Origin of the sequence: Pseudomonas sp. REP124 (assembly GCF_020164475.1) — a bacterium.
In the GTDB taxonomy this organism is placed as follows: Bacteria; Pseudomonadota; Gammaproteobacteria; order Pseudomonadales; family Pseudomonadaceae; genus Aquipseudomonas.
In genome coordinates this window covers 1-4,151 of the sequence record NZ_JAIQWX010000086.1, presented here as the reverse complement: position 1 = coordinate 4,151, position 4,151 = coordinate 1, and the positions used below count along the sequence as shown (strand labels likewise).

2 protein-coding genes are annotated in these 4,151 nt (G+C 62.2%); one reads left to right on the top strand and one right to left on the bottom strand.

Annotation, left to right across the window (positions count from 1 at the left end; genetic code table 11):
- Positions 1-171 precede the first annotated feature (171 nt).
- Entirely contained in the window at positions 172-1,128 is a 957-nt protein-coding gene (locus tag K9857_RS19655) for an alpha/beta hydrolase (RefSeq protein WP_224538454.1), read from the top strand.
- 365 nt (positions 1,129-1,493) lie between these two features.
- On the opposite strand, the gene K9857_RS19650 is transcribed toward K9857_RS19655, so the two are convergent.
- Positions 1,494-3,974, bottom strand: coding sequence for a TonB-dependent siderophore receptor (locus K9857_RS19650; RefSeq protein WP_224538453.1), 2,481 nt, complete (start codon positions 3,972-3,974; stop codon positions 1,494-1,496).
- Positions 3,975-4,151: the final 177 nt, after the last annotated feature.

Here is a 4,151-nt window from a genome sequence, read left to right as displayed (position 1 = left end):
CCCCAGCCTCACACAACCCCCTGTGGGAGCGGGCTTGCTCGCGAAAGCGGAGTGTCAGTCGACAGATGTGTCGCTGACCCACCGCATTCGCGAGCAAGCCCGCTCCCACATGGGGTACTCGCCGGACTCAAGATTGATTTTTCGACCTCTTTGCCCAAAAGGACTCCCCCCATGGCCGTACTGCCAGAACTTGAAGCCTTCCTCGAACTCGCCGAATTCGGCCGTCTCACCGGCAAAAGCCGCCCCATGCACGAACAAACCCCACAACAGGCCCGCATCGACTTCGAAGCCGCCTCGGGCTTTCTCGACGTGCCGCTGACCACCATCACCTGCGAAAACTTCACCATCCCCGCCCGCGACGGCCACAGTCTGGCCGCGCGCCTGTACCGCAACGGCCAGGCGGTCGACGGTCTGCAACCGGTGATGCTGTATTTCCACGGCGGCGGCTACGTCGTCGGCAGCCTCGACTCCCACGACGCCCTCTGCCGTCGCCTCGCCGCCCAGGGCGGTTTCGCCCTGCTGACCGTCGATTACCGCCTCGCCCCGGAATGGAAATTCCCGACCCCGGTGCAGGACGCGTGCGACGCCGGCAACTGGCTCGTCCGCGAAGGCGCCGCCCACGGCCTGGACGCCAATCGCGTGGCCCTGGCCGGCGACAGCGTCGGCGCCACCCTGGCCACCGTCCTGTCGCTGATCGCCGTGCGCCAACCCGAAGAGCTCCGCCTCAAACCCAAGGCCCAACTGCTGGTCTACCCCGTCACCGACGCCACCACTCACCGCGCCTCCCACCGGGACTTCGCCGAAGGCTACCTGCTGGAAACCCCGACGCTGGACTGGTTCTACGCCCACTACGCCCGCACCCCGGCGGATCTCGCCGACTGGCGCTGCTCGCCGCTATTGGCCGAAGACCTCTCCGGCATGGCTCCCGCATTGGTTTACCTCGCCGGCCATGATCCACTGCACGACGAAGGCCTGGCTTATGCCGAGCGACTGCGGGCTGCTGGCAATGATTTGACCTTGCTGGAGCAACCGGGCATGACCCATGACTTTTTGCGCATGGCGGGGTTGTTGGGGGAGGTGGCGGGGATTCATGACGAAGCGGCGAGGTGGGTGCGTTCAAAGGTGTAAACCTGTGAGCTTTCCATAAGGCCACTACCGCCATCGCGGGCTTGCCCGCGATGGCAGCGTCACAGCCACTAAAAATCTCGCGAGCAGGCTCGCTCCTACAGTGATTTCGGTTGTTCGCGGATTTCGTGTACCCCCATCAAACCTGTGGGAGCGGGCTTGCCCGCGATGGCGGTGTCACAGTCACCAAAAATCTCGCGAGCAGGCTCGCTCCCACAATTGACCTGGGTGGACGCAGATTTTGCATCCACTGCAGATCCAGTGTGGGAGCGAGCCTGCTCGCGATGGCAATTCCAAATCCACCACAATCCCAACCCAAAAAAATGCCCGCATCTCTCAACGCGGGCATTTTGTTTTTCAGTTCAGGCTCAGAAGTCGTACTTGGCCGTCAGCTGGAAGTTGCGCGGCTCACCCGAGAAGGTGGTGCCGAAGTTGCCCAGGCCCGTCAGGTACTTCTTGTCGAAGACGTTGTTGGCGTTGGCGGTGAAGCTGAGGTGTTCGTCGTACTGAAAGCGGGTCATCAGGTCGACGAGGGTGTAGCCGCCTTGCTTGAGGTTGACGGTGGCGCCTTCGCCGCTGCCATCCACGCTCGGGTTGAAGGTCTGGCCGTAGAACGAGCTCTGCCAGCTGACGCCGCCGCCGACGGTGAACTGGTCCAGCGCGCCCGGCAGGCGGTAGGTGGTGAAGGTGCGGATCACGTGTTCCGGCTTGGTGGTGGCCAGCGGGAAGCCGAAGATGCGCTGCTCGTCATCGTCACGGGTGCGGGCGTAGGTATAGCCGGCTGACACGTTCCAGCCTTCGGCCAGTTCGCCGGCCATTTCCAGTTCCAGGCCTTCGGTGGTGGCACCGGAGATCGGCTTGTAGACGTCCTGGCCGGTATCGGTGTTGGTGGTCACGTACTGCGCGACGTTGTCCTGCTCGATGCGGAACAGTGCCAGGCTGGCGTTGAGCTTGCCTTCGAAGTAGGCGGCCTTGATACCGGTCTCGTAGGCGTTACCTTCCACCGGTTCCAGGGTCTTTCCGCTGGCGTCCTTGTAGATCTGCGGCTGGTAAATGCTGGTGTAGCTGGCGTACACCGAATAGGTGTTGTTCAGGTCGTAGACCACACCGGCGTAAGGCGTGACCACGCCGTGTTCCTTGTAGCTGGCGTGGGTGTCAGCCAGGCCGGCGCCCGGGTAGTAGCTGTAGTCTTCGTTGTACTTGAACGTGCTCAAGCGGCCACCGAGGATGAACGACAGGTCGTCGGTCGGGCGCAGGCGGGTAGCCAGGTAGAGACCGTTCTGGCTCTGGGTGCGCTCGTACTTGCCGTTCTTCGGGAACTCTTGTTTGGCGATGTGGCCTTCCCAGTCGAAGATGTTGCCCGGCACCAGTTCAAAGGCACTGGTGTCGTAGGTCGCGCCGGTCTGACGCGAGTGGGAGGTCATGAAGCCTGCCACCAGTTCATGCTCGCGACCGCCCAGGGAGAACGGGCCGGAGACGTTGATGTCGGCGGTGTTCTGCACGCGATGGCCTTCCCAGCGACCCCAGTAGAAGAACATGCCTTCACCGGTAGCGCGATCAGGGTTGCCGCCACTGGCCGAGGCCAGTTGGGTGTCGTGGTCGGTGGTTTTCTGGTCAAGGCTCAGCTTGAGTTTCCAGTCGCTGGCCAGCGCTTGCTCCAGGGAGGCGAAGTAGGTGGTGCTGTCGAAATCACGACGGCTCCAGTCGGCGCCCGGGTTGAAGCTGCGAGAGAAATCGGTGCGTCCACCGTCACTGAAGAACGGCGAGTTGCCGGTCCAGGAACTGCCGCGCGGGGTGGCGCTGGATTTGTCGACGCCCAGGGTCAGCAGGGTGTCGTCGGTCAGGTCAGCCTCGAGGATCCCGTAGTACAGGTCTTTCTTCTGGCTGTAGTGATCAATGTACGAGTCCTTGTCCTGCAGAGCACCAACAAAACGCCCGCGCACGCTGCCGCTATCGTTCAACGAACCGGAGATATCGCCTTCGGTACGGTAGTTGTCCCAGGAACCGACGGTGCCGCTGACCGAGGCCTTGAATTCCTTGGTCGGCTTCTTGCGCACCAGGTTGACGGTGGCAGCCGGGTCGCCGGCGCCGGTCATCAGGCCGGTCGCGCCCTTGATCACTTCAACGCGATCCAGGCTGGCAGCGTCGTCGCTGTTGTTCGGGTTTTCGCCGTAGACGCCGTCGTAAGGGATGTTTACGCCATCGTATTGAAAGTTGGTGATGGCAAAACCACGGGTGGAAAATTCGGAACGGTCACTGTCGTACTTCTGCATGGTGACGCCCGGCGTGTTGCGCAGGACATCACCCACGCTCTTTGAGCCCTGGTCGTCCATTTGCTGACGGGTCACCACGGTCACCGTTTGCGGCGTTTCGCGAATGGTCAGCGGGAGCTTGGTGGCGGTGGTGGTCGCGCCGGTGGTGTAGGAACCGGTGTCTTCGGTGACCAGTCCCAGGGCCTGCCCGGAAATGGTGGTCGCGCCCAGTTGCAGGCTCGAGGCGCCGCCGGAGATCAGGGTCACGCTATTGCCGTTGATCTGGAACGAAATGCCGGTGCCCTTGAGCATTTCGGCCAGCGCCGCGGAAGGCTCCAGCGAGCCGGACACCGCACGGGACCTGATACCGGCGACCTGGTCCGGGCTGTAGAGGATCTGCAGGTTGGTCTGCATGCCAAGCTCGGTCAGTGCGCTGGACAGAGGCTGCACGGCGATGCTCACTTTTACCGGTGCCGCGTTGGCCATCGTGCTCCCCAGCAAGGTGGCGGTCAGCAGTACGCTGGTCAACAGGGTCTTGTGCAAGGACGGGCGCTGTACGGCCAGCGCGAGAGGTGTGCGGCGTGGAAGAGATCGCATTACTTACCAGTGCTCCTGAGAAAGTGTCGTGCAGAGTTTTTGTTAATAGGAATGATTATTAAGACGGGGCGCTGTTGGAAAACCGGAAAGAAACCTGCAAAAAAATTTTCGATGAGGCGAAAAAACGCAGAACCTGTGGGAGCGGGCTTGCTCGCGAAGGCGGTGTGTCAGTCGACA